Here is a 23430-nt window from a genome sequence, read left to right as displayed (position 1 = left end):
GTTGCGTAAACTTGACCGGCTTAGACGCTAACAGCCTGTGAAAAAGGTCACCAAGACCAATTCCGCTATGCGGTGATCACTTTTTGTGATCACCGCCGGCCATAAGAACGGCGGGTGAAATTACACTGTGCTTCATCACCCGGAGCTATCACCGGCATGCCATTGCGAACTTGGCCGGGCCTTGCCTCACGAACCTAGTATTCGGCTGATACCTACATCACTGGCAGGAGGCACTACGCTTATGGGAGCAGTCACACGGACGTTGAGTAGCCACTCAACCACTCAGGCGCAGGATACGGTGGCGTCAAAACATGCGCGCTTCATCGTGAACCTGAGCTATGACCAATTGCCCGAGCAGGCGATCGCGCAGGCGAAGTCGATGCTGGTCGACGGCCTCGCATGCGGCTTGGCGGCAACACGCACAGATATTGGCGCAGCTTTACAGCAGTGGCTGCCCGACGTTCCGGGCGCGCACGCCGTGCTCGCGACCTCCCGGAAGACTGACGCTCGCTCAGCGGTGCTAACCAACGGGACGCTCATGCACGCCCTCGACTTCGATGACATTCCGCACTTCGCTGCGGTTGAACTGCCCCCGGCACTCGCGATCGCCGAGACCCGTGAGGTCACGGGTGAAGAGGTCATCGTCGCGCTGGTCGCCGGCTTTGAAGTCGCTGCCCGGGTCACGACTATGCTCGCCCACGGCCGTCCGCAGCACCCCATCGGCACAGCCGGCGCGATCGGCGCAGCCGCGGTCGCTGCCAAACTCCTGAAGCTCGACGAGGAAAAGGCCATACTCGCGCTCAGCATTGCAGCCTCCATGAGTTCAGGGCTCACCGAGAACTTCGGCACCTTTACGAAGCCGTTGCACGCGGGCCGCGCTGCCGAGGCCGGGTACCTTGCTGCAACACTCGCCCAATCCGGCTGGACCGCTGACCCTGGGGTCTTTGAGGGACGGAAGGGATTCTTCGCCGCGTACTGCGATCCCGAAGCCGAGGTCGAAGTGCACTATGGTTCCGCGACCGAGGATTTCTGGATCACGCGCGTCCCCATGGACCTCAGTGCAGGCAGCCCGCTCAACGAGAACAGGTTCCCGCCCACGCACACTGGCAGTATGCCCAACCCCTCCAAGGTCGGTCTCGGCGCTCCGAGCGATCAGCTTCGTGGCGGACCAAACCTGAGCCGCGGCCCGAGCTTCAAACCGTGGCCGGCCTGCGGCGGCAACAATGCGGTGCTCACCGCGATGTTCTCCATGATCGATCGCCCCGAGTTTGACCGCGGAAGTATCGCCGGCATCGAAATTACCGTACCCACAGACCCGGAGCGGGGCGCCGTCTTCCGCACCTGGCCGCAGACACCGCTCGAGGGCAAGTTCAGCCTCCCGTATGGCATCGCCGCCGCGTGGCTCGACGGCAAGGTGACGGTCGACTCGTATGAGCAGGAGACCTTCGATCGCATTCAGGAGGCCGGCCTGCTCAGCGAGATCGCGCTGACGATCGACCCTGACTTCATCAAGCTCGCGCCGGCTGTGCCGTCAGTTGACGATTGCAACTGGGCCGCCGTCACCGTTCGCTTCGACGACGGCTCGACGGAGACGAGTTGGGCCTTCAACCGTGGCGTCGAGATGGGCACGGCGGCTGTCGACGAGAAGTTCGTCGCACTCGCGCGGCCGTTCTTCGGTGACGCGGCCGATCGCCTAGTGCAGCGGCTCCGCAACATCGACGAGGTGCACGACATCCAGTCCCTCCTGGGCGAGCTGTACTTCTAAGCGAACGACGATGGGGCGGAATGACATTGGTCCTTCCGCCCCATCGTCGTTTCTTGACTCCCAGGCAGCCGAAGCACGGCGCACATCACGAGTAGTGATTTAGCGGAGACAGCGCTTTGGCTCTCGCCGTGCCTCTCCCCAGTCGGCCGACGCCCAGTCTACGGGGCGTAAATTGTTGCGCGAACGCGAACTCGACAGAACGAATGGCCCGTTGGTGGATCACGCGGTGGGACAGTCGGCTGGATCGGGCGTCTGGAATCATGCGGCCGTAATAATCGCAGGAACACGAAACGTCAGGCTCGTCGTACAGGCACACCCCGAGCAGGGGCGCGCCGTGTATAGGCGCGCACCCCTGCCGTTGAACTGCGACGAGAGCCCTGGCGTCTCGAACGAGTCGGGAACTCAGCCGATCACTCGGTAAATCCGAACAGCTTTGCGGCGTTCTCCTTCAGAATCAGCGGCCGCACCTCGTCACGGAACTCCTGCTGTTCGAAGTCGGCGATCCAGCGGTCCGGGGTCATGAGCGGAAAGTCGGAGCCGAACAGGATCTTGTGCTTCAACAGCGTGTTCGAGTAGTGCACGAGCTCTTGCGGAAAGTACTTCGGCGACCACCCGGAGAGATCGATGTACACATTCTGCTTGTGCAGCGCGACCGCCAGGGCCTCCTGCTGCCATGGGAAGGAGGGGTGAGCGATGATGATCGACATGTCGGGGAAGTCGGCCGCGACGTCGTCGAGGAACATCGGGTTCGAGTACTTCAGACGCACGCCGCCGCCACCCGGCGAGGTCTTGCCGACGCCCGTCTGACCGGAGTGGAAGAGCGCGGTGAGTCCGGCCTCGGCGATAACCTCGTAGAGCGGGTAGGCGCGACGGTCGTTCGGGTAGAACGCCTGAATGCTCGGATGGAACTTGAAGCCCTTCACCCCGGCCGCGATCAGATCCTTCGCTTCGGAGACACCCATGCGCCCCTTCCATGGGTCAATGCTCGCGAACGGAATGAGCACGTCGGAGTTGCGCAGAGCCCCGTCGAGCACCTCGCGGTTCGGAACTCGACGCTCGCCGAGCCCCGACTCCGAGTCAACGGTAAAGATCACCGCCATCATGTTGCGGTCGCGGTAGTATGCGGCGCTCTCGTCGACCGAAATGGTCGTCAGGTCGGTCTTCCAACGCTTCTTCGCGTCTGCGACAATGTGCTGGTTCATCTCATCGTCAGCGAGCTCAGGGTGCTCGTGACTCACCATGGAGTGCGCGTGAACGTCAATCGCTACGATCTTGCTCAGATCCAATGTCATTCCCCTTACGTGCTTTGGTCGTTCAATCTAAATGTTCGGATCGCCAGCCATTGCTGCCGAGTCCCCCGCCCGCAACTGCGGGCCGATGGCGAATTTCCGCACCGACGGCGCTCTCGAAGACGCGCGCAATCTCGGTGTAGTCAGCGTTCACCCCGAATTTCAGGATCGCCTCACGGAACGCCTCAAGTGCGGAATTCGTGAGCGACTCTCGGATCCCCGCTTCCTCTGCGAGGGACTGGTACAACTCCAGATCCTTCTCCGCAAGAAATACCGGACCTCCGAAGTCGAAGGTGCCGGTGAGGACGGACTTCGGGATCTTGCTCTCCGTCGCGGAGTTCCGCCCGGTTCCAGAGTTCACCGCCTCGACGACGGTCTTCGGGTCGACGCCGGAGGCCACACCAACGGCGATCGCCTCGCAGGCGATCGCCATGCCGCTCAGCGATACAGCGTTGTTCACGAGCTTCGCGATCTGCGCGACGCCCGCCTGCTCGCCCACCACGATCCGAATGGGGCAGAGTTCGTCAAACCAGTTTGCGATCTCCTGGCGGATTGCTTCGGGCCCTGACACATAACTTGTGAGCTTGCCACTCAGGATCCCTCGTGGTCCCCCGCTGAGGGGCGCGTCGATGACCGGAACCGCGAGCGCCGAGGCGATCTTCCGCACCGCGAGCGGGCCCACGGTTGATGTCTCTACATACGCCCGGAGCTGGGTACTCGTGCCGACCTCCTGGGCCACCTCCAGGGCGATCGCGGGCGACGGCAAGGACGCCACGACGACGTCGGATCGCTCGCCGACCTCACGAGGGCTCAAAGAGGCTGTTGCCCCGAACCGCGCCGCGGTGGTCATGGCTTCAGCACGCACATCGAACACCACTACTTCAGCGACGAGTTCCTGCAGGCGTTGGGCCAGGGCTGCACCCATGTTCCCGAGCCCGATCACTCCGACTCGAACATCACTCACCATGAGTTACTCCCGACAATGCAATGATCTCCTCGGTGTGCTCCCCAAGATTCGGCGGGTAGTTGAGCAGTTGGCTCGACATGCTGCGGAACTTCAGCGGGTTGCCGACCACCCGAACGTTCTGCTCACCCGACTCATCCTGCAGCTCGACCACCATATTCCGGTGACGTGCTTGAGTGTCGGCGAGCGCGCGGTCGACAGTGTTCACCGGCGCGACAGGCACCCCGGCATCGGTGAGCAGTTCGACCCACTGGTCGGCACCGAGGGCGAGGAAGGCCTCCTCGAGTAGCGGCTCGAGCTCACCGCGATTCCGGTGGCGGTCGGCGAGGGTGCGGAAACGGTCATCTTCAATGAGCTCGGCTAGGCCGAGCACTCCGCACAGCGCTTCCCACATCCCCTCAGTGTTCGCAGTCACCGCCACGTCGATGCCGTCGCCAGCCCTGAAGCAGCGGTAGGTCGGAATCGAGTCGTGCGCGCGCCCCTGAGTACCCGGCACCTTTCCCGAGTGCAGGTAGTAGGCGCCCTGGTAGCTGAGGAACGCGAGCTGGCAGTCGAGCATCGAAATGTCAATGTAGTCACCCTCGCCCGTGTGAGCGCGCTTATTCAGCGCGGCCAGCACCGCGATGACGCCGTACAGCCCCGCCGTCAGGTCACCGATCGGAAGCCCGGCGCGCACCGGTACCCCGCCGCGCTCACCGGTGAGGCTCATGCCGCCGGAGTAGGCTTGCACGATCATGTCGTAGGCGGGCCGGTGCGCGTAGGGACCGTCTTGCCCAAAGCCGCTGATCGAGCACCAGATAATGCTCGGAATGTCGGCCGCGATCGTCTCGTAGTCGAGCCCAAGGCGCTGAAGCGCGCCCGGTCTGAAGTTCTCGAGCACGATGTCGCTCTTGGCTATGAGGCCCTTCACGACTCGCTGGCCGTCAGGGTCCTTCAGGTTGATGACCGCACTCTTCTTGTTTCGGTTGGTGCTGAGGTAGTACACGCTGGCGTCCCCGACGAAGTACGGCGGTACCGATCGCGAGTTGTCGCCCTCGGGGGGCTCGATCTTCAGCACCTCGGCGCCGAGATCGCCGAGGATCTGGCTCCCGAACGGGCCCGACAGAAACCCTGTCAAATCGAGAACTCGGACTCCCTCTAGCGGGAGTCCTGCCGTTGCCGCCTTCGTTGATGTCCCCGTGGTAGCCGGCATCTCGGTCACTGTCGAATCAGTCATGAATATTCCTCGCAATCACTCGAGCCGGGCCCGCATCTGCCCCAACAAATGACGTCACGCCGAAGAAGGCCTCGATGGCACCCGGCTCCAGGGCGCTCAGGTTGGCCATGTGCTCAGCAATGAGCACCCCTGACCCGAGCAGGATCTGATGTACCGGCCAGTCGAATCCGGGGGTTCTCCGGTGCGCGGGGAGATCGGGCGTACTCGCGTCGAGGCCAACGAGCTTGACGCCGGCATCGCGCAGCCACTCCGCGGCTGCCACGCTGAGCGATGGCGCATCGAAGTAGAGCTCCTGGTTCATATACCGGTGCCACCCGGTGTCGATCAGCACGATGTCGCCGAGTTGCGGCGCGGGGCCGGAGCCCTGGATCTGCTCGACGGTGAGTTGCGCGCCGGCTTCGGCGGCCACCCGGTATAGTACCCCACGACCGTACAGGCGCTCGAGCGGGATCTGATCCATCGTGGGCCCGTCCGCGTAGAAGTGGCTCGGCGCATCCACATGCGTTCCGTGGTGCACGGCCATGCTGACGTGCGTCACATTGGCGGGATCATCGGGTAGGTTTTCAATCTTCTTGATGACCGGCTGTGGAAACGAGGGGGCCCGGGAAAGAGACTCGGTAATGGGGTGACTCACGTCGACCCATCCCGGGCCACCGGCGAACTGCGGCTGGCCGATCTCGGGCCAGCCCTGCCACGGCGAACGAGCTGCTGCGAAGGGGTTGACCATCAGGCACCCGCTCCCACGATCACGTACTTCCCCACTGCGCCCGCGGCGAACTCAGCATAGGCCTTCTGCGCATCCTCAAGAGCAAACTCGGCAGTCACCATCCGGTCGAGCGGCAGCTTGAGATCGGCCGCGGCCTGCGCGGCTTCGGCCAGCTCACTCTTGCTGAAGGTTCGAGAACCGATGATCGAACGCGGCGCAAGCACCACGTCGCAGTCCATTGCAACATCGAGATTGCCGCCGCCGAGGCCGACGAACACGGCCTCTCCCTCCTGCCGCACAGCAATGAGAGCGCTCTGCCGACCGGGCGTCGATCCGCTGGTCTCCACCGCGGAATCAACGCCGTACCCGTCCGTCAGCTCACGTACCAAAGCGACTACGTCGCCGGCAGCCGGGTCGAGCACCGTCTCAGCGCCGTAGGTCAGCGCGGACTCCCGACGAGCCTCGTCGAGGTCAACCGCGATCACCCGCGCACCGAGCGCCGACGCGTAGGCGACGGTGCTCATGCCCACGGGGCCCAGGCCGACGACCAACAGGTTCTGGTCACTGATGCGCCGCAACCGCCGCAGCGCCCCATAGGCGGTGCCGGTGCCGCAGGCCAGGCACGCGCCCGCGTTCGCCGACAGCTCCTCGGGCAGCGGCACGAGCGTCTCCACCGGCACCACCAAGTACTCTGCATGCCCACCGTGGGCGTTGCCGCCGTAACCCAGCATCTGGGCGCACAGCTGGGGCCGTTCATCGCGGCAGAAGAGACAGGTACCGCAACCGCTGTAGTGGAAGCAGATGGCCTGCAGGCCGATCGGTGCCTCCGCGTCGGTGACCTTTGTCCCCCGCTCGACCACGGTGCCAACGGGCTCATGCCCGGCGATGATCGCACGCATCTCATTCGGGTCAACCGACTGGTAGGCCCCCGCCACACCAGGGCGACGGAACGTGTGCAGGTCACTGCCGCAGATTCCCGAGGAGTCGATGCGAAGCACGACGTCTCGGGGCCCGGGGTGCGGATCGGGGAAGTCCATCACTTCCACTCGGTGATCGCCAGTGAACACCATGCCGCGCATGCCAACTCCTTTGTATTGTGCGTCTTGTCTCGTGTGCTTCTTGTATCTAGCGGCCGAACAACTGCGGGCTGCCGAAGTCGTGCCAGACGCTCTTGATCTCGGTGAATTCCTCAACCGCCTCGACGCCGAGCTCTCGCCCGAGGCCGCTCTGCTTGTGGCCGGCAAACGGCACGTAGTGGTGTGCCGCGCGGTATGTGTTGACCCACACGGTGCCAGCGCGCAGGTCGCGGATCACGCGTTGAGCCCTGCTCATGTTCTGGGTCCAGACACCGCTCGCCAAGCCGAATCGAGTGTCGTTGCCGATGGCGAGCGCTTCGTCGACACCCTCGAACGGGATGACGCTCGCGACGGGCCCGAAGATCTCCTCGGTGGCGAGGCTCGACGCGTTGTCGACGTCACCGAAGATGGTGGGCTCGATGAACAGGCCGCTGCCGAGAGCCGGGTCTGCCGACGGCGCACCGCCACCGGCGAGCAGACGGAAGCCCGCCTCGTGGCCACTTGCGATCGACTTTATGATCTTCTCAAACTGCGGCTGGTTGGCGATCGGCCCGAGTTGCGTCTCCGGGTCGAGCGGGTCGCCCAGCTTCAGTCCGGCCGTGACCTGCGCCATACGGTCGAGGAAGTCATCGTAAATGCTCTTCTCGACGAGCACGCGGGAGCCCGCCACGCAAGTCTGGCCGCTGGCGACGAAGATACCACCGAGCACACCGTGCACGGCCTGCTTGAGGTCGGCATCGGAGAACACGATGTTCGGCGACTTGCCGCCCAGTTCGAGCGAGGTCGGGACGAGGCGCTGGCCTGCTGCCGCCGCGATCTTCGCGCCGGTCTGGGTGGCACCGGTGAAGACGATCTTGTCGACGCCCGGGTGGTCGACGAGGGCCGCGCCCACATCGCCCATGCCGGTCACAACATTGACGACGCCCGTAGGAATGCCGGCTGCCTCCGAGAGCTCAAGCAGACGCAGCGTCGACGCGGGAGTGAACTCACTCGGCTTCACGACCACGGTGCACCCTGCGGCCAGCGCCGGGAACAGTTTGAAGCCGAGCAGTCCGAGCGGCGAGTTCCACGGGGTGATTGCGGCCACAACGCCGAGCGGCTGGCGCAGAGTGTAAGTGAAGAGGTTGGGAATGCCTGTGTTGATCGTGGCGCCTTGCACGGTCTCCGCCAGGGCGCCAGAGTACTCGCACTGCTGTGCGAGAAAGTCGATGCCGCCGCGGGTCTCCTTTAGCAGCTTACCGTTTTCGAGCGTCTGCATGAGTGCGAGCTCGTCGGCGTTCTCTCGGATGAGGTCGGCAAACTTACGCAATACCTTGGCGCGCCCTGCTGGAGGAAGCTTCGGCCACTCCCCCTCGTCGAATGCTCGCCGGGCGGCGGTGACGGCCTGGTCGGCCTCGGCGGGGCCGCAGAGCGGCACCTTACCCCAGTCCTCACGACTGAAGGGATCATGGATCGTGAAGAACTCGCCACTCTGCGAGCCTTTCCATTCTCCGCCAATGAGAATGCGGTATTCACGGTTCAACGATTCGGGGACGCGCAGCGTTGTTGAATGCATAGTCCGGTTCATGTCCCCATCATGTTGCCCCGAGCGCCGTATTGCTAATACGGCATTCCAATCGTCCACATCACGAAAGCGCATACGTCAACCGACAAATGCTGACCTAATCTGGTCGGTGTTCTTACTGCACCTCGACATCGTGCTTCATCCATCGACGGGTGCGGGGTCACTCACGCTGTTCATCACCGTCGGAGGTCGGATGTCGTCCCCTGCTGCCAATCCGCTGCTCAAGCTGGGACCCATCGTTTATGGCCCGTCATTGTTATTTTCTCTGGGAGAGGGTCTCCTCATCCCCTTGCTGCCGCTGCTCGCTATCGAGCGCGGCGCGAACCTGAGCGTCGCGGGGTTATTGGCTGCTGCTGTCATGCTGGGCCAGTTTCTCGGCAATATTCCCGCGGGCGCACTCGTCGCGCGCTGCCCCGAGAAATGGGCGATGACGATCGCCGGCGCTCTCACTGTCGTCTGCGGCGTATGCATCGCCCTTGCGTCGTTCAGCAGCGTCCTAGCAATGACAGCGTTCGCTGTCGGCGCTTTATCAGCGACCTACGGGTTGGCACGCCAGGCGTTTCTCACCCTGCACGTGCCCTACTCCTTCCGCGGTCGGGCGCTTGCGTTGCTCGGGGGTACGCACCGCGCCGGCATATTCACGGGACCGTTAGCGGCGTGGGCGGTGCTGCAGCTGACGAGCGAGGCCTCGTCAGCGGTTTGGGTGTTCGTTGGGTGCGCCCTGCTCACAACGGTGTTCGTCGCTGTGGCTCCGGAGCCACAGGACCGCATGGCCGCGCGCGCTCTTGAGTCGACGCCTCATGCAACGGCGGGGGCACCACAGGGGGGAGGATCCGCCGCTTCACCTACCGGGGGCGCACCGCCGGAGGGCCTTTTCACGACAGCGATCGCGCACCGCGGCCCGCTGTTGCGGCTCGGGATTCCCTCTGCGCTCCTCGCCCTCGTGCGGTCGGGTCGACAGGTGCTGTTACCTCTCTGGGGAACCGCGATCGGGCTCGGCCCCGACACCATCCTCGCGGTCATCGCGCTCTCTGGCCTGATCGACCTCATTCTTTTTTACCCGGGCGGACAGATCATGGACCGACTCGGCCGCATGTGGGGGGTGTTGCCGGCTGCGCTGACGATGAGCGTCGGGCTCCTGTGCCTTGCAGTCACCCAACCGGGCGTGGAATGGTATGTTGCGGTCGCCGTGATCCTTGGCGCCGGCAACGGCCTTTCGAGCGGGGCGCTGCTCACCCTCGCCTCCGACCTCGCCCCCAGCTCCAACCCGTCACCGTTCATCGGCATATGGCGCACACTCACGCAAGGCGGCAGTGCCCTGGCCCCCCTGCTCGTGGCGACGGTGACGGTCTGGTTACCGCTTGGTGCTGCTGCCGCGACGCTTAGCACCCTAGGGTTCGTCGGCGTCGCCGGGTTCGTGCGCTGGATGCCGGTGTACCTGGACGGTACGCGCCGTCGGGGCCCGAGAGTGTTTCATTGACTGTGTAAGGGTCCGGTCTCAATCCGATGTGTGACCTGCGGGTTTCATCTTCTGAGAGGACGGGCCACATGGCCGAAGACAGCTTGACGGAGAACCCCTTGGCCGGGTGCTCAGCGCCGACCAGATCGACGCAATGGTGACCTCCGCCGAGGATCTCGGCGAGGGCCGGCACGGGGTGGAAGATCTGCTCTCGAGGATGACACAGGCGGTGCTGGAGCGGTCCCTGGAGACCGAAATCAGCCACCACTCCGGCTACAAGGCCAGCGACCCCCGCCGGACACGGCACGGCAACTCCCACAATGGCAAGACCACCAAGAGCGTCCAGCCCCTTCAGGGCCCGGTGCTGCTCACCGTCCCGCGGGACCGGAACAGTTCGTTCGAGCCGGTGATCGTGCCCAAGGGGGCACGCCGGCTGGGCAAGGTCGAGGACATGATCCTGTCCCTGTGCGCCCGTGGGATGACCACCCCGGACATCGGCTCTCACCTGGAGGAGATCTACGGCTCCAAGGTCTCGGCCGCGACGATCTGGCGGGTCACCGACGTGGTGGCCGACGAGATCGTCCAGTGGCAGAACCGGCCGCTGGAGACGGTCTATCCGATCGTCTACATCGAAGCGATCTGGCTCAAGATCCGCGACGGCGGGGTCATGGTCAACAAGGCCTGCCACGTGGCCGTGGGCGTGGATCTGGAGGGCCGCAAGCAGGTACTGGGGGCGCACCCTCGGTGCAACCGAGGCGGCGAAGTTCTGGGCCAACGTGCTCACCGAGATCCGCAACCGGGGCACCAAGGACATTCTGATACTGTGCTGCGACGGGCTGACCGGGCTGCCGGCCGCGGTCAACAGCATCTACCCCTAGACCGTGGTCCAGGCCTGCGTGGGTCACCTGCTGCGCTCGGCCGTGAAATACGCCTCGTACAAGGACCACAAGACCATGGCCAAGGACATGAAACCGATCTATACCGCGGCCACCGTCCAGGCCGCGGAGCTGGCCATGGAGGCCTTCGCCGAGGCCTGGCAAGCGAGGGCCTGCGGGGCGGAGTTGGCCTGGCTTAACGCCTGGGAGGACTTCATTCTGTTCCTGGCCTTCACCCCGGAGATCCGCAAGGTCATCTACACAACGAACCAGATCGAATCGATCAACTACCAGCTGCGCAAGATCACCAAGACGAGGCGCTTGTTCTCCTCGGACGAGGCGGCCCTGAAGCTGGTTTATCTGGAGACCCGGAACATCGAGACCACCCGTGGCGGAGAGTTCGGCACCGGCACCCAGGGATGGCACCAGGCGCTCAACGCGTTCGCGGTTCAATTTCCCAACCGACTCCCGCTCTGCCCCCCGGCTGAACGGATAACCGACCGGTCCCTTACACAGAAAACTTGGCTCTGTCGCACTTTCGGTGGTGGTGCGGCTTCCGGGCTTCTCATGATGGGGCATGGTTGATGCGAAAATGCTGGTCGGGACGGTGTTCTCGGGGCTGTCGGCGTTGGTGATCGAGGGGATCGAGGACACTGGCGGGGTGATCGTGGTTCGCGCGTCGACGCGTGGCGGGGCGGTGGAGTGCCCTGCGTGCGGGACGCCGACCCGGAGGGTCCATGCCTTCCATGAGCGGATGCCGGCGGACGTGCCGGTCGATGGGCGGCGCGTGCTGCTGCGGGTGCGCATGCGCCGGATGCGGTGCCGGTCATCTGGCTGCGCGCGGCAGACCTTCCGGGAGCAGGTCCCGGGGTTGCTGGAGCGCTACGAGCGGCGCACGGTCCGGCTGAGGGAACAGGTCCGAGCCCTCGTGCGCGAGCTTGCCGGCAGGGCCTCGGCCCGGCTGCTGCCGGTCCTGGGGATCGTCGCGGGACGGGACACCGCGGTGCGGACGCTGCCGGGCACCTCGCTGCCGGAACGTCCGGTCCCGCGCGTGCCGGGGATCGACGACTTCGCGCTGCGCCGCAGCCGGGACTATGCCACGGTGCTGATCGATGCCGACACCGGCCAGAGAATCGACGTGCTGGCCGGCCGGGGCGCCCCGGTCCTCACCGAGTGGCTTCGCACCCGTCCGGGAGTGCGGATCGTGTGCCGGGACGGCTCGGCCACGTACGCCCAGGCCGTCCGGGACGCGCTGCCCGGAGCGGTCCAGGTTGCCGACCGGTGGCACCTGTGGCACGGTCTGGCCGAAGCCGCCGCCAAGGAGGTCACCGCCCACTCCACGTGCTGGGCCGAAGCGGCAGCTCTGCAGGACGGACCCCGGACCCGCACGACTGCCGAGCGCTGGGCCCAGGTGCACGGGTTGCTCGACCAGGGCGTCGGGCTGCTGGACTGCGGCCGACGGCTGAACCTGGGCCTGAACACGGTCAAGCGCTACGCCCGTGCAAGCGAGCCCGAACACCTTCGACGTGTTCCGCAGTACCGGCCCACCCTCGTGGAGCCCTATCGCGATTATCTGCGGCGTCGGCGGGCCGAAGAGCCCGGGGTGCCGGTCACGCAGCTGCTGGATCAGATTCGCGAGTTCGGCTATCCCGGCAGCGCGAACCTGCTGCACCGCTATCTGAGCCAGGGCCGGGCCGATGAGGACCAGGCGCATCTGTCGCCCCGCCGTGCGACCGGACTGCTGCTGACCAGGCCGGAGAACCTGGCCGGCCGGCAGAGCGGGCGTCTTGACCGGCTCGCCGCCTCATGCCCGCAGATGACCGCCCTGCGCGGCCTGATCCGGGATTTCGCCGGCCTCATCAAGCCCGACGAGACCAACCCGGCCAGGCCCGGGACGTGGATCCGCACCACCTGGTCTGCCGACCTGCCGCACGTGTACTCCTTCGCCCGCGGACTTGGGCAGGACCATGAGGCCGTCCTCGCCCCGCTCACCAGGCTCACCACAACGGCAGAACCGAGAGCGTGAATACGCGCACGAAGATGCTCAAGCGACAGATGTACGGCCGGGCAGGCTTCACCCTGCTCCGCCATCGCATCCTCCTCGGCTGACGGACGTCCACCCAACCACCACCGAAAGTGCGACAGAGCCGAAAACTTGACACGCCCCGGGGCCCCGACACGAGCACCGCCGCGCCGTAGCCCCGATGGGTGCGTTACTTCACGCCGCAGAAGCGGCTGTCGACGTACACCATCGGGGCGCGCTTGACATGCTCGGTGAGGTGCACATCCAGGATCCGGGCGATCACAATGGTGTGATCGCCCGCCTGCACCTCCGACCAAATCTCGCAGTCGTATGTCACGACGGCCTCATCGATGAGCGGCGAACCGCAGGCACTATGACGCCATCCGGTCCCCTCCCACCGATCCGCCGTCTTGCGCGCGAACTTCAGGGCAAGCTCCGCATGGTGCTCAGCGAGCACATTGACCGCGAAGCGCTGATGGTCGCGGATCACCGGGTACGACGACGAGGAGTTCATCACCGAGATCGCGAGCAGCGGTGGCTCCAACGACACCGAGAAGAACGCCTGGCAGGTGAAACCGACCAGCCCGTTAGCCGTGTCGGCCGTGACAATCGTGATGCCCGACGGGTAAGCCCCAAAAGAGCGCTTCAACAGGTCGGCATCGAGGGTGGCCGTAGCGGTCTCAACGCTTGGGGTGGCTGCGAGTGACATGATCTAAACCTCCGGGTCTGGCTGCTGCACCATCGGCTTCAGCAACAACGCTTTCGTCATCACGAAACTACGTCGGCGCGGCATCGACCTTCCAAGTCCTAGGTGTGATGCCGGGATCATCCCGGCCCCTAACTGCCCCGGTCGCACGGTCGCGGACCGGCACCTACGGTGTGACCGATGTGATGTCGAGATCGGCGGGGAGCATCGAACCCATCACAACCAAGGCTTTAACATCACGACCTTCTCGCACTTACGGTGAAACTGTTCCGTCCGTTTCGAATGACTCTTTTAAGGTGAATGACCTGATGACTCAGACTTCAACGCCGAAGACTGTCGACTGGGATCCGACAACGGCCCCCGTGACCGACAACCCGCTCGGCTGGCAGGAAAAGATGCGCATCGAGCGCCCCACCCCGTGGACCGACAATGGCAATGGCTTTTGGTCGCTCGTGCGTTACGACGACATCGCCGCCGCCGCCATGAATGTAAAGGTGTTCTCGAGCGAGATCACGCCCCGGTTCGCAGACGGCCGCGTTCCGCCGGTTGAGGTGGACCGCCCCCGCCACACCGTGTTTCGCCGTGCACTGACCAAGTACTTCAAGCGCGAGGCTATCGAAGCTCTCGAGCCGGTCACCCGCGAGCTCGCCGTCAAGCGGCTCCTGCCACTCATCAATGCCGGCGGCGGCGACTTCGCAACCAACTTCGCCTACCCCTTCCCGGCGGAAGTGATTTGCGCCTTCCTCGGTATCCCCGTCGAAGACGCCGTCGCTCTCAAGCGTTGGGCCGGTGAGAGCTTCATCTACCGCGCTGATCGCGAGAACAAGCCCGAACTTGCGCAGCAGGCCGAAGAGAACCTCACGCGGTACGCGGAGAAGCTGATCGAGGAGCGCAGCCGCCTGGCGCTCGACCCCGAAGAGGACATGATCGCCGGCCTCATGGAGTTCGAATACGACGGCCGCAAGCTGACCCGCACCGAAGTCGGACGCGTGGTGCGCCTCATGCTTTCGGCCGGCCACAACAACACGACCAGCAGCACCGGCATCACCCTGATGAAGATCGCGGAGAACCCGGAGATTCAAAAAGCGCTGCGAGCCGACTACTCGTTGATTCCGAACGCGATCCTCGAATTTCTGCGTCACGAGAGCCCCGCGATGACTTCGCGCCGCATACTCAAGGAAGACATCCAGATCGGCGACCAGGTACTTCCCGCCGGCGACGAGGTGATGTTCTTCTGGAGCTCAGCCAACCGCGACGGCGAGCACTTCGAGAACGTCGACGAGATCGACATTTACCGTGACAACACCAGCGCGATGACCTTCGGCTGGGGCCCGCACCGCTGTCTCGGTCTTTCTATTGCACTGATGGAGATCCGCATTGCCGTCGAGGAACTCTTCGACCGCACCGAGTGGGTCGAACTCGCCGGCACCCCTGAGCGGATGACCTGGGAGCGCCTCGGCGTCACCAAACTTCCCCTCTCCGTCCGATAAGCAATTCAACAATTCCTAAAGAAAGCCAATAAAGATGAAGATTCGTGTTGATATGGATGCCTGCGACGGACACGCGCAGTGCGTCTTCGCCGCCCCCAACGTGTTCGAGCTTGACGGCAAGGGCAAGGTGAACTACATTGCTGAGCCCGACGAGTCCGAGCGCGAACGCGTGATGGCCGCTGCTGATGCCTGCCCGCTGCTCGCAATCGAGATCATTGAGTGAGTAAGCGCGTCGTTGTCGTTGGAGGTTCTCTAAGCGGGCTTCGCCTCGTAGAGAACCTCCAACTCAAGGGATTCGAAGGCCAGATCGTAGTTTGCAGCGACGAGGTCGTCATGCCGTATAATCGTCCGCCGCTGTCGAAGGACTTCTTGACCGCCGGCACGGAACTGGCGAACATCCAGTTCAAGACGCGGCCGACGCTCAGCTCGGCGGACTGGCGTCTCGGCGTCAGCGCGGTAAGCACCGATGTGGCGCGAAGCACCGTGACACTGAGCGACGGAAGCGAGCTCGATTTCGACTATCTCGTCGCCGCGTCGGGCGTACGCCCCCGGCCGTTGGCTTGGGAACGAAACGTCGGTCGGGTGTACCGCGTGCGCACGCTCACCGATGCCGAGCGGTTGCGGGAGGCCATCCGGCCAGGCTTCCGCGTCGTCGTGATCGGCGGCGGGTTTATCGGCGGAGAGGTGTCTGCCAGCGCCCGCGCTCTCGGTGCCGAGGTCACCCTGCTGTGCCCGAGTGCACAGCTGCTGCAGCCGGCGCTCGGCAGTGTGCTCGCGCAGAAGATCATGGAGCGGCACGAGGAGGCGGGCGTCGACGTTCGCGTGAACGAGCGTCTTCCCGAGGTCAACGCCGATGCCGCGAGAATCGAGCTCGCATCTGGAGAGATCATCGAGGCCGACGTGGTCGTCGAGGCGGTCGGCAGCTTGCCCAATCACGAGTGGCTGGACTCCGAGCTGCTCGACCTCACCGACGGCGTGCTTTGCGGCAACTCGCTGCGAGCAGCAGGCTCCGAGAACGTGTACGCCATCGGCGACCTCGCCCGGTTTCCAAACCCGATGTTCGATGATGTACCCCGCCGCATCGAACATTGGAACATCGCAGTCGAAACCGCTCGCCGTGCCGCGCAGTCGATCCTTCAGGTATCCGGCACTCAGCCGAGTGAAACCGTGGCCGATTTCACACCCCTGCCCTCGTTCTGGAGCAACCAGTACGAGTACCGGATCCAGGCTTACGGCCTCCCGCGGATCGCAGATCGCATCGAATCCCTCGAGGGTGAAATGCGCGGTGCCCCGATAATGGGCTATTACCGCGGCGACCAGCTGGTCGCCGTTGCGGGCCTCGACAACGGTCCGCAACTCATCGAGTACTCCCGCGAAGTTGGAAAGTAGGCCACCACAGTGACTGAACACGCTCGACCGTTTGGCGGCATGACCTGGAGCATCAAGGACTCGTTGCTCAGCTACGTGGGCCGCGCCCACGGCGAGGTGACGCTCGCGGGCGACGTGGTATCCAACCAGGGCTCCTTTTCCTGGCCGCTCGCCGCTGGCAGCGGCCAGGAAAAGGATGGGACCCTGACGCTGAGGTTCGAAGGCTCCGTCGTGCTGCAGGCGCACCACGGCGTTTTTCAGGTGGGGTTCTCGGACCTTTCCCTCTGCGTCGACGGAGACGAGCTTCTCCTCTTGTCGGACGACATCTCGGACAAGCCATTCCTGTCAGGCAGCTACCGCAAGCAGCTGCTCGAGCAGGGCGTCGCTCTGATCTCTGATGCGCCCCGCCTCCTCGAGGCCGGGGTCGACGCTTTCGGCGGCAACTACTCCGAGGGCACCGAGTTCGACCCCCTCATCGTCGTCTTCAACGAGGTGGATTGGCTGTTGTCTTCCCACGCGTAGGCACAGCGGCTCAGCCCGTGGGGCCGGGGCATGTTTCGCCGAACGCAGACCCCCGCGGTGTTCCTCGGCCCTCAAGCTTGATCACAGCAAGCGCGTGCACTGCGTGGTCCCTGGTGCCGTAGGGCCCGGTGGGGCGTAGGGCACGGTGGTGCGCAGTAGGTCTGCGCCGCCGTCGAGGTAGCGGCACGCGGTGGCCAGTTCCGGCACCGGGGTGCCGGCCGCGCGCAGCGGCAGTTTCTGCAGGGCGTTCTCGAGTTGGTGAGCCGGTTGCGGAACCCGTTCAGGTGCGAGGCTCCGGTGCCGGTGGCGTAAAGCAGGTGGGTCTTGGTGGTGTACCGGGTGCTGTCGATGAGGCGGGGCAGGCTGGCCACGATGTACGGGGCCTGCACCGGCTGGCCGTAGGCTCGCTTGACCCGGGCGTCGTGCAGGGGTCGGCGGGTGAAAGCATACGCCTGGCGTCTTCCCAGGTCGTACATGTCCTGGACGGTGGTGAGGTCTTCGCTCATCCCAGATCACCCGCCCACTCCGCGGCGCGCACGAGCACCAGGTACGGGCCGTGTAGGGCGGCACGGTCGTGTTCGGGCAGGGCATCCAGCAGCTGGATGGCCTCGTCCAGCAGCACCGCCGGGCGGTCGGTGACCAGCACGTCCGGGACGTCCTGGTGGGCTTGGTCCAGGTGCAGGCGCACCTGGACGTCGGCGGTGTGCAGGTCCAGCAGATCAGGGGCCCGGTCGAGGGCGACCGGATGCTCCAGCAGCTGGGTGGTGGTGGCGCTGAGCAGGGCAGCCACCTGCTGCAGGCGGTCTTGGGTGTCGGCGGGAAGGGTCTTGGCCATGGCGCTCTCCTTGGAGTCCGGCTGATGCTTCGACGCTGGCACGGGCACGCCGCCAAGGGGCGTGCCTCATGCAGCTGTTGTGGATGACCGTCGGCAGGTGCTCACCCTGTGGAGTACCCGGCCGCGGGCTTACGAGACGGACGCTGATGCAGCGTCGTCTCCGATCGTCGAATCGGCAGTGTGGGAGGCGTGGTCTGTGGCGTGCCCGGAGGGGCGGTTGGAGCGCCGGCGCTTGGACGGGCGCAGTCGGTCCAGTTCGGTCTTGGTCCAGCTCTTGCGCTCGGCGTCCTTCACCGCGACACCCGGCTGCCGCTCCCCCGCCGAGAAAAAATGCTTACAAACATTGGCTTCTCTGATTCGCGCATACCCCGCCCGCAAAAAGGCCCGGTGAATGCACCCCAACCACCACACTCAGCTGCGCCAGGCCTGAACCATATGCGGAACGCGGACGACGGCGGCAGGTAGCCTGCCGCCGTCGTCGGTGTGTATTCGCCCTTTGCAGTTCAGCTCTCGACGGCCTTGCGGTCCTTGGCCAGGATGAAGGCCAGCGCGCTGACGACGCAGAGCAGGCCGAAGAACGCTGCCAGCAGGGAGGTGGAGCCCGCATCCGCCTGGAGCAGCGCGCTGGCGATCAGCGGAGCGAAACCTGCACCGAGGGTGGTGGCCAACTGGTAGGAGAGCGACAGTCCGGTGTAGCGGGTCTTGGTGCTGAACATTTCACCGATCCAGGCCCCCATCGGGCCGTACATCAGCGCCTGGATCAGCGGGTTGCCGATGATGAAGCCAAGCAGCATCATCCCGGTGGAACCGTCATCGATCAGGGCGAACATCGGCCAGATGCCCACGATGCCCAGGGCGGCGCCCGCTACCATGACCCGGCGGCGGCCCAGTTTGTCGGACAGGAGAGCCGCCGCCGGAATGGTGAAGATGTGGATGGCATTGGCAATGGTGAGCATCAGCAGCGCGTCCGAGCGGCTGTGCCCGGCCTGCACGGCGTAGCCGAGGGCGAAGGTGGCCAGCAGCGACTGCATGAACAGCGGGGCCAGGCCGCCGACCACGGACAGGGCGACTTCCTTGGGGTAGCGCCGGAAGACTTCGGCCAGCGGGGTACCCCGGTGGGACTGCCCGGATTCCTGGGCCTTCTCGAAATCCGGGGATTCCTTGACCCGGACCCGCAGGAACAGCCCGACGGCCAGCAGCACCACGGAGAGCAGGAAGGGCACCCGCCAGCCCCAGGCCATGAAGTCCTCCTCCGGCAGCAGTGCGAAGGCGCCGAGGACGAGGGTGGCCAGCACCGCGCCGGACGGACCGCCGGACACCGCGATGGAGGCGCCGAAGCCGCGTCGTTCCGGCTTCGAGTGCTCCATCGACATCAGTGTGGCGCCGGCCCATTCGCCGCCCATCGCAATGCCCTGGATGACCCGCAGGGCCACCAGGGCGATGGGTGCAGCCACGCCGATCTGCCCGGCGGTGGGCAGCAGCCCCACCAGCACCGACACCGCGCCCATGATTGCCATCGTGACCACCAGCATTTTCTTGCGGCCCAGGCGGTCGCCGAAGTGGCCGAAGATGATGCCGCCGATGGGCCGGGCCACGTAGCCTGCGGCGAGGGTGACGAAGGAGAGCGCGATGGCCAGGCCCGGCTCCACGCCGGTGAAGAAGAGAGCGGGAAAGACCAGGCTGGCTGCGGTTCCGTACAGCAGAAAGTCGTACATTTCCAGCGACGAACCGATGTAGCTCGACGCCAGGGCGAGGCGGCCGTTGCGGCCATGCGCCGACGCCTCGATGCGTGCGGCGCTGCCTGCCTGGGTGGTCGACGGGATCATAATGACTCCATTTCGTGTAAATAACGCTCTCTTGTGCGCGATATTTGTTAAAAGAGTGCTCGGGATCACCCTTTGTGTCAAGCGCCACATCCTCCGTCGGCGCCGCGCGGGCCCTCCACTGCGGCTTCGTGCCACCCCATCCGCGCACGCTACCGATACCCTTGGACTCATGGCCGCCGAACCCTCCGCCCCGTCGCGCACCGCAGGCTCCCAGACACTGGCCCGCGGACTGAAGGCACTGAGGTCGATTGCGGTCGCACGCGACGGCCTGACCATCCAGGAGGTGGCCGACCAGCTGGGCGTCCACCGCACCATTGCCTACCGGATCCTCAACACGCTGGCCGACGAAGGCCTGATCCACCGGAACGACGACGGGCGCTACCGCGGCGCGTCGGGCCTGCTGGGCCTGGCCGCCGCGGCACATTCGGCCATGCGCGCCGCCGCCCTGCCGGTGCTGGCCGACGTCGCCAGGGAACTCCAGTCCACGGTGTCCGTCCTGATACAGGAAGGCCCCGACGCCGTCGCCCTGGCCGTGGTGGAACCCACGGGCGTCGGCTACCACATTGCCTTCGCCCAGGGCAGCCGCCACCCGCTCGAACGCGGCGCCGCGGGACTGGCCATCCGCGCCTGCTACCCGCCCTCCGACCACGATCCGGAAGACCTGCGGCTGGCGCGCGACCGCGGCTATGCGGTCACCTATGCCGAAGTGGAACCGGGCATGTACGGTCTGGCGGCGCCCATCACCGGCGGCGGCGCGCCGGCCTGCATCAACCTCATTACCAACCGCCGGGAACTTGTGGAGGGTGCCGGCAACACCATCATCGCCGCCGCGGCCCGGATCTCCAGCCGCCTGGCCTGACCTGCCGCCACGGCACGTGGCCGGGGAAACAACCTCCTGTGGGCCTTGACACTCCCACCTCATCCATGGTGTGATATCGGTCATTGAAGTGCAAATATCGCATATATAAGTGCGATAAATACACAAAGGGGCGCCGGGGGCCGGATCCCAAGGCCGGCGGAACCCCTTCACGGATGTGAAGAAAGCAGCCATGAACAACGAAGTCGCTGATAGCAACCCGGCCGACGCCGAAATCCTGGTGATCGGAGCCGGCCCGGCCGGACTGATGCTGGCCAACATCCTCGGCATGTACGGCCGCAAGGTGACCGTACTGGAAGCCATGGACCAGCTCATCGACTACCCGCGCGGCGTTGGCCTGGACGATGAGTCGTTCCGCACCATCCAGACCGTGGGCCTGGTGGACACGGTCAAGCCGCACACCAACCCGCAGCACATCATGCGGCTGGTCAACGGCGCCGGGAAGGTCATCCTGGTCAACAATCCGCAGACCGACGAGTTCGGCTGGGACCGCAAGCACGGGTTCATCCAGCCCGAGGTGGACCGGGCACTCTACGAGGGGCTGTCCCGCTTCGACAACGTCCAGGTGCTCTTCGGCCACCGCGTCGAGGACGTCAAGGAGGACGCCGACGGCGTCACCGCCGTCGCCCTGGCCACCGGCCCGGACGGCCAGGCGGAGGAACGCCGCTTCCGGGCCCAGTACCTGGTCGGTTGCGAGGGCGGCAAGTCCCCCACCCGCAAACGGATGGCCGTGAGCTTCGAGGGTGAATCGCCGTCGACCCGCTGGCTGGTGGTGGACGTGAACAACGATCCGCTGGGCACCCCGAACGTCTTCCTGGGCGCGGACCCGAAGCGGCCCTATGTGTCCATCGGCCTGCCGCACGCGGTGCGCCGCTGGGAATTCATGCTGCACGACGACGAAACCGAGGAGCAGGTCACCGATCCGGCGTACGTGGACAACCTACTCCGGGACCATGTCCCGGACCCGTCCAAGCTGGACTTCATCCGCCGCCGGGTTTTCACCCACCACGGCCGCGTGGCCGGCACCTTCCGCAAGGGCCGCCAGCTGATCGCCGGCGACGCCGCGCACCTGATGCCGGTGTGGATGGGCCAAGGCTGGAACTCCGCCATGCGCGACGCCACTAACCTCGGCTGGAAGCTGGCCGCCGTCACCGCCGGACAGGCCGGCGACGAACTGCTGGACACCTACACCGCCGAGCGCAAGGATCATGCCAAGGCCATGGTGGATTTGTCCATGACCTTCGGAAAGTTCATCAAGATCACCAACCCTGCCGGCGCCCTGGCACGCGATGCCGCCTCGTCGGTGCTGAACCTCTTCCCGTCCGTCAAGAGCTACTTCGCGGACATGAAGTTCAAGCCGATGCCGCGCTACAAGCAGGGCGTCCTGGCTGACCCGACGACGCAGGAGTCCGGCCGCGCCGCCTCCGTGCTCACGAGCAGGCTGATCCCGGTGCGGACGGCCAACAGCAAGGTCTCCCCCGTCGGCCTGCAGTTCCCGCAGCCGCGGGTCAACTCCAAGGACGCCCCGAACGTCCTGCTCGATGATGCCATCGGCAACTGGTGGTCCGTCGTGGTGTGGGGCAACAGCCCCAAGGACGTGCTCCCGCAGGAGTCGCTGGACAAGCTGCGCGCCCTCGGCGCGCGCCTGGTCTGCATCCTGCCGGAGACCCAGCGCGAATGGGCTGAACAGTATATGGGCGAGGACGTCCTGGTGCTCGGCGACCACACCGGCCGGATGAAGAAGTGGTTCGATGACCGCCCGACCCCGCTGGTCTTCCTGCGCCCCGACCGTTTCGTCGCCGGCGCGTGCCTGACCCAGCACGCCCCCGCCACCTTGGACGCGATCCTGCGCTCGATGGCCTTCATCGCACCGGCCGAGCCAGCCGGCGTCGTGATTGCCGACGACGCCGCGGTGCTGGCCAAGTAGCGTCCCAACCTCAGCCAAGAAACTTCCCGGAAGGAAAAACATGACCATCCAGATTCCCGACTACAAAACTGATTCGTTCTTTGGCCTCGAGGACAAGTGGCTCGAAACGGCTCCGGGCGAGCTGACGCACTACCACGAGGCTGGCGAGGGCACCCCGATCCTGTTCCTGCACGGGTCCGGGACCGGGGTGACCGCCGCGGCCAACTGGTGGCTGAACCTGCCCGAGCTCTCCGAAACCGGCCGCTGCATCGCGATCGACTCGATTGGCTACGGCCAGAGCGTGGTCGCCGAAGGCACCGAGTATGGGATCCGGGAATGGGTCCGCCACGCGGTGCGCGTGCTGGACGCGCTGGGCATCGAGAAGACCTGGATCGTGGGCAACTCGATCGGCGGCTGGGTCGCCATGCAGTTCGCCATCGACTTCCCAGAACGCCTGCTGGGCATCGTGTCCATGGGCACCGGCGGGGCGAAGAAGACCGCCGCGCTGGCCGGGCACGCCAAGCCGGAACTGTCCGAGGCCGGCATCCGCCGCACCCTGGAGCAGTTCGTCGTGGACAAGTCGCTGGTCACCGACGAGCTGGTCTCGCTGCGCTACGCGGCCGCGCTGAACGACACCGCCTCGGACCGGCTGATCGAGGTCGTTACCGCCCGGGACCGGGACCGGGACGCGCTGCCGCTGGACTTCGAGGTGCTGGCCAAGCTTGAGATCCCGGTACTGCTGATCCACGGGATGCAGGACGTCGTCATCCCGGTCTCCCGCACCTGGGAACTGCTTAACGTCATCCCGAACGCGGACGCGCACATCTTCAGCCAGTGCGGCCACTGGTCCCAGGTCGAACGCGCCGAGGAATTCAACACCGTCATCAAGGACTACCTGGCCGCCCACGGCATCACCCGCTGATTTCCGTTCGCAGCCTCCCCGCATGCTTCGCGTCCGGGGAC

19 protein-coding genes and 2 pseudogenes are annotated in these 23430 nt (G+C 65.3%); 11 read left to right on the top strand and 10 right to left on the bottom strand.

Translation table 11 applies throughout. The features are described 5' to 3' along the window. Positions 1-241 precede the first annotated feature (241 nt). Positions 242-1765: an MmgE/PrpD family protein gene (locus tag LVY72_RS04270; RefSeq protein ID WP_237818234.1), complete on the top strand. Its 1524-nt coding sequence runs from the start codon at positions 242-244 to the stop codon at positions 1763-1765. A gap of 410 nt (positions 1766-2175) precedes the next feature. On the opposite strand, the gene LVY72_RS04265 is transcribed toward LVY72_RS04270, so the two are convergent. From LVY72_RS04265 to LVY72_RS04240, 6 genes are read right to left on the bottom strand one after another with little or no spacing between them, the layout of a single operon-like run. Further along, on the bottom strand, positions 2176-3057 hold the full coding sequence (locus LVY72_RS04265; RefSeq protein WP_237818233.1) for an amidohydrolase family protein: 882 nt from the start codon (positions 3055-3057) through the stop codon (positions 2176-2178). Positions 3058-3079: 22 nt separating this feature from the next. Further along, the gene (locus LVY72_RS04260) at positions 3080-4021 is read right to left on the bottom strand and encodes an NAD(P)-dependent oxidoreductase (protein ID WP_237818232.1); all 942 of its coding nucleotides are present in this window, start codon (positions 4019-4021) and stop codon (positions 3080-3082) included. After that, on the bottom strand, positions 4011-5234 hold the full coding sequence (locus LVY72_RS04255; RefSeq protein WP_237818231.1) for a CaiB/BaiF CoA transferase family protein: 1224 nt from the start codon (positions 5232-5234) through the stop codon (positions 4011-4013). Before LVY72_RS04255 ends, LVY72_RS04260 begins: the two co-directional genes overlap by 11 nt. Next, complete coding sequence (locus LVY72_RS04250; protein ID WP_237818230.1) at positions 5227-5961, bottom strand: cyclase family protein; 735 nt, start codon at positions 5959-5961, stop codon at positions 5227-5229. The genes LVY72_RS04255 and LVY72_RS04250 overlap by 8 nt, the downstream gene beginning before the upstream one ends. Next, positions 5961-7019, bottom strand: coding sequence for a zinc-binding dehydrogenase (locus LVY72_RS04245; protein ID WP_237818229.1), 1059 nt, complete (start codon positions 7017-7019; stop codon positions 5961-5963). Before LVY72_RS04245 ends, LVY72_RS04250 begins: the two co-directional genes overlap by 1 nt. Positions 7020-7065: 46 nt before the next feature. Beyond that, positions 7066-8583 carry an aldehyde dehydrogenase gene (locus LVY72_RS04240; RefSeq protein WP_237818228.1) on the bottom strand — a complete coding sequence of 506 codons (1518 nt, stop codon included), beginning with the start codon at positions 8581-8583 and terminating at the stop codon, positions 7066-7068. A gap of 106 nt (positions 8584-8689) precedes the next feature. Between LVY72_RS04240 and LVY72_RS04235 the strand changes: the two genes are divergently transcribed. From LVY72_RS04235 to LVY72_RS04225, 3 genes and pseudogenes are all read left to right on the top strand, one after another. Then, a complete protein-coding gene (locus LVY72_RS04235; protein ID WP_237818227.1) occupies positions 8690-10060 on the top strand; it encodes an MFS transporter in 1371 nt (456 codons plus the stop codon). 133 nt (positions 10061-10193) lie between these two features. Further along, positions 10194-11388, top strand: a pseudogene (locus LVY72_RS04230) (IS256 family transposase); the annotation flags it as partial. 103 nt (positions 11389-11491) lie between these two features. Continuing rightward, positions 11492-13023: pseudogene (locus LVY72_RS04225) on the top strand (ISL3 family transposase). A 104-nt stretch (positions 13024-13127) separates the two neighbouring features. Here the strand turns inward: LVY72_RS04225 and LVY72_RS04220 are convergent. Further along, positions 13128-13646 carry a flavin reductase family protein gene (locus LVY72_RS04220; protein ID WP_237818226.1) on the bottom strand — a complete coding sequence of 173 codons (519 nt, stop codon included), beginning with the start codon at positions 13644-13646 and terminating at the stop codon, positions 13128-13130. A gap of 293 nt (positions 13647-13939) precedes the next feature. Here LVY72_RS04220 and LVY72_RS04215 point away from each other — a divergent pair, with 293 nt between their 5' ends. The 4 genes from LVY72_RS04215 to LVY72_RS04200 are packed head-to-tail and all read left to right on the top strand — an operon-like array spanning position 13940 to position 17023. Next, positions 13940-15133, top strand: coding sequence for a cytochrome P450 (locus tag LVY72_RS04215; RefSeq protein WP_237818225.1), 1194 nt, complete (start codon positions 13940-13942; stop codon positions 15131-15133). Between the two features lie 34 nt (positions 15134-15167). After that, positions 15168-15356, top strand: coding sequence for a ferredoxin (locus tag LVY72_RS04210; RefSeq protein ID WP_237818224.1), 189 nt, complete (start codon positions 15168-15170; stop codon positions 15354-15356). Further along, complete coding sequence (locus tag LVY72_RS04205) at positions 15353-16522, top strand: NAD(P)/FAD-dependent oxidoreductase (protein WP_237818223.1); 1170 nt, start codon at positions 15353-15355, stop codon at positions 16520-16522. Before LVY72_RS04210 ends, LVY72_RS04205 begins: the two co-directional genes overlap by 4 nt. Positions 16523-16531: 9 nt before the next feature. Continuing rightward, the gene (locus tag LVY72_RS04200; RefSeq protein WP_237818222.1) at positions 16532-17023 is read left to right on the top strand and encodes an HtaA domain-containing protein; all 492 of its coding nucleotides are present in this window, start codon (positions 16532-16534) and stop codon (positions 17021-17023) included. Between the two features lie 502 nt (positions 17024-17525). Here the strand turns inward: LVY72_RS04200 and LVY72_RS04195 are convergent. The 3 genes from LVY72_RS04195 to LVY72_RS04185 form a co-directional block, all read right to left on the bottom strand. Beyond that, entirely contained in the window at positions 17526-17858 is a 333-nt protein-coding gene (locus tag LVY72_RS04195; protein WP_237818221.1) for a hypothetical protein, read from the bottom strand. 129 nt (positions 17859-17987) lie between these two features. After that, entirely contained in the window at positions 17988-18152 is a 165-nt protein-coding gene (locus tag LVY72_RS04190; RefSeq protein ID WP_237818220.1) for a hypothetical protein, read from the bottom strand. 209 nt (positions 18153-18361) lie between these two features. Further along, a complete protein-coding gene (locus LVY72_RS04185; protein ID WP_237818219.1) occupies positions 18362-19684 on the bottom strand; it encodes an MFS transporter in 1323 nt (440 codons plus the stop codon). Between the two features lie 169 nt (positions 19685-19853). On the opposite strand from LVY72_RS04185, the gene LVY72_RS04180 reads away from it, so the two are divergent. From LVY72_RS04180 to LVY72_RS04170, 3 genes are all read left to right on the top strand, one after another. Next, positions 19854-20543: an IclR family transcriptional regulator gene (locus LVY72_RS04180; RefSeq protein WP_237818218.1), complete on the top strand. Its 690-nt coding sequence runs from the start codon at positions 19854-19856 to the stop codon at positions 20541-20543. A 190-nt stretch (positions 20544-20733) separates the two neighbouring features. After that, complete coding sequence (mhpA, locus tag LVY72_RS04175; RefSeq protein ID WP_237818217.1) at positions 20734-22488, top strand: bifunctional 3-(3-hydroxy-phenyl)propionate/3-hydroxycinnamic acid hydroxylase MhpA; 1755 nt, start codon at positions 20734-20736, stop codon at positions 22486-22488. A 40-nt stretch (positions 22489-22528) separates the two neighbouring features. Further along, positions 22529-23389: an alpha/beta fold hydrolase gene (locus tag LVY72_RS04170; RefSeq protein WP_237818216.1), complete on the top strand. Its 861-nt coding sequence runs from the start codon at positions 22529-22531 to the stop codon at positions 23387-23389. The last annotated feature ends 41 nt before the right edge of the window (positions 23390-23430 follow it).

It is taken from the genome of Arthrobacter hankyongi (genome assembly GCF_022012395.1).
Lineage (GTDB): Bacteria > Actinomycetota > Actinomycetes > Actinomycetales > Micrococcaceae > Crystallibacter > Crystallibacter hankyongi.
The sequence above is the reverse complement of the archived record's forward strand: the minus strand, read 5'-3'. Positions and strand labels throughout refer to the sequence as shown.

Excerpts from the sequence above, each read along its gene's own strand:
- LVY72_RS04270 (WP_237818234.1), top strand. The coding sequence starts at position 242 with ATGGGAGCAGTCACACGGACGTTGAGTAGCCACTCAACCACTCAGGCG.
- LVY72_RS04265 (WP_237818233.1), bottom strand. The coding sequence starts at position 3,057 with ATGACATTGGATCTGAGCAAGATCGTAGCGATTGACGTTCACGCGCAC.
- LVY72_RS04260 (WP_237818232.1), bottom strand. The coding sequence starts at position 4,021 with ATGGTGAGTGATGTTCGAGTCGGAGTGATCGGGCTCGGGAACATGGGT.
- LVY72_RS04255 (WP_237818231.1), bottom strand. The coding sequence starts at position 5,234 with ATGACTGATTCGACAGTGACCGAGATGCCGGCTACCACGGGGACATCA.
- LVY72_RS04250 (WP_237818230.1), bottom strand. The coding sequence starts at position 5,961 with ATGGTCAACCCCTTCGCAGCAGCTCGTTCGCCGTGGCAGGGCTGGCCC.
- LVY72_RS04245 (WP_237818229.1), bottom strand. The coding sequence starts at position 7,019 with ATGCGCGGCATGGTGTTCACTGGCGATCACCGAGTGGAAGTGATGGAC.
- LVY72_RS04240 (WP_237818228.1), bottom strand. The coding sequence starts at position 8,583 with ATGAACCGGACTATGCATTCAACAACGCTGCGCGTCCCCGAATCGTTG.
- LVY72_RS04220 (WP_237818226.1), bottom strand. The coding sequence starts at position 13,646 with ATGTCACTCGCAGCCACCCCAAGCGTTGAGACCGCTACGGCCACCCTC.
- LVY72_RS04210 (WP_237818224.1), top strand. The coding sequence starts at position 15,168 with ATGAAGATTCGTGTTGATATGGATGCCTGCGACGGACACGCGCAGTGC.
- LVY72_RS04195 (WP_237818221.1), bottom strand. The coding sequence starts at position 17,858 with ATGGCCAAGACCCTTCCCGCCGACACCCAAGACCGCCTGCAGCAGGTG.
- LVY72_RS04185 (WP_237818219.1), bottom strand. The coding sequence starts at position 19,684 with ATGATCCCGTCGACCACCCAGGCAGGCAGCGCCGCACGCATCGAGGCG.
- LVY72_RS04180 (WP_237818218.1), top strand. The coding sequence starts at position 19,854 with ATGGCCGCCGAACCCTCCGCCCCGTCGCGCACCGCAGGCTCCCAGACA.
- mhpA (WP_237818217.1), top strand. The coding sequence starts at position 20,734 with ATGAACAACGAAGTCGCTGATAGCAACCCGGCCGACGCCGAAATCCTG.
- LVY72_RS04170 (WP_237818216.1), top strand. The coding sequence starts at position 22,529 with ATGACCATCCAGATTCCCGACTACAAAACTGATTCGTTCTTTGGCCTC.